Here is a 1,595-nt window from a genome sequence, read left to right as displayed (position 1 = left end):
GACGACTACGCGAGTTTCAACGACTTGAAATCGAGGTCTAAAAGCCTCATAGAACTGTACGAAATCTGTGTAGAAAAAGAGAGGGGGTTTTCAATGTTGACGAGATCATAGTCTCCGCGTGTATAATAACCTTATTCCTCCCTTTTGTTCCTTCTTATTTATATGTCTTAATTTAGTGTTTTTATTGAAATGCTAACTTAAGCCGTGTATAATTCATTGCTAGTGCTAGCTTGCTTGGAAATTCCTGCGGAATTTCCTCTGGTAAGTTTTCTTTTGTTAATTTAGTTGCTTAAACACGCAACGAAATCATACACAAACACGTTGTGTGCCATTTAAGAAAAACTAAACGCTGAATTGAAAAACATCAAATTTTTAATAGCCAAATATTACTTTTTCGGACTGATTTTTCTTTTCGTGTTTTATGCTATTATTGGGGAAATCCCGAGTTGGTACACAATCGAAAGAGATTGGATTGAATGGATTACGACCATAATATCGATACCAATAATCGGAATATTGGCTCATAAATATTTAACCAAATATATCGGAAAAGAAAAACAAAAATATTTCGGAATTTCATTTTTAGCTCTTTTTGCCTCGTGGATTTTAACACTGTACTTTAAAGCATTAGTAATCGGAATAATAAACTCATTTGAATTTGACCGAATACGAATTTTGGAATCGCTTGGTGGATATTCAATTTATCAACTTTGGATTTACGGAATATTTGGAATAATTCACGGAATAATAGGTGGATATTTCTTATCAAAAGAATTGAAAAATAACAAAGAAAAAACGGCGCACAACACCGTATAAAAATAATTGCGGTTTAGTGCTTAATCAAAGGTCGTTGCGTGTTTGTAACGTCTGATTTTCCTTCGGAAAATCCTCGCATACAAACCCGCAACTATCCTTATACATAAACGTTGCCCACAATTAAAATCACTCTTATGGAGAAAAACATTTTGCCATTTATTTTTCTGATTTGGAATATGATTAGTTTCGGTCAATCTGAAAATAATACTCTATACGGAATAAGTTCGTGTACGGAAATTGAACTCACTCATACCGATGATAAATGCGGAGAATGGGGCGGAAATACAGAAATAATACGTTTTTTCAAAAAAGATTGCAAGTCCGAATATTACATAGTATATTCTAAAAGATTAATGGACTGCTCAATTGACCCAATTACTCACTATAAAAGAAAGGACTTTGACGAACAGAAAATTATACTATCTACAAAAGAAGACAGAAAACTACTTGAACTTTGTATAAAAGAGTTAACTGAAATGAAATTATCGAATCCAATAATAATAACTCATAGCGGAATTTTAAATAAAGTAACGAGTAATGATAGTACTTTAACTATTAAAGATTACCCATCAAAGGAATGGTCAAACTTTAATCGACTGAAAAAAAGCATAATGGAAAAATAACTGTGGGCAATCGAGTAGACGGCTGACAATCGAATGATTGCCAGTGCGCCTCTCACACCACCGTACGTACGGGTCTCGTATACGGCGGTTCAACGTTCATCTCAACAATTGCTCTTTACACCAATTGAAGCTACCTACTATTTTAAGCATAGGCTA

Annotated in this window: 2 protein-coding genes; both read left to right on the top strand. The window is 33.8% G+C overall.

Annotation, left to right across the window (positions count from 1 at the left end):
* Positions 1 to 354 precede the first annotated feature (354 nt).
* The gene (locus tag ES676_RS14530) at positions 355 to 816 is read left to right on the top strand and encodes a hypothetical protein (RefSeq protein ID WP_148371045.1); all 462 of its coding nucleotides are present in this window, start codon (positions 355 to 357) and stop codon (positions 814 to 816) included.
* A gap of 134 nt (positions 817 to 950) precedes the next feature.
* Positions 951 to 1,439 carry a hypothetical protein gene (locus ES676_RS14525; protein WP_148371044.1) on the top strand — a complete coding sequence of 163 codons (489 nt, stop codon included), beginning with the start codon at positions 951 to 953 and terminating at the stop codon, positions 1,437 to 1,439.
* Positions 1,440 to 1,595 lie beyond the last annotated feature (156 nt).

This window comes from Bizionia saleffrena, assembly GCF_008086175.1.
GTDB classification, from domain to species: domain Bacteria; phylum Bacteroidota; class Bacteroidia; order Flavobacteriales; family Flavobacteriaceae; genus Bizionia; species Bizionia saleffrena.
The sequence above is the reverse complement of the archived record's forward strand: the minus strand, read 5'-3'. Positions and strand labels throughout refer to the sequence as shown.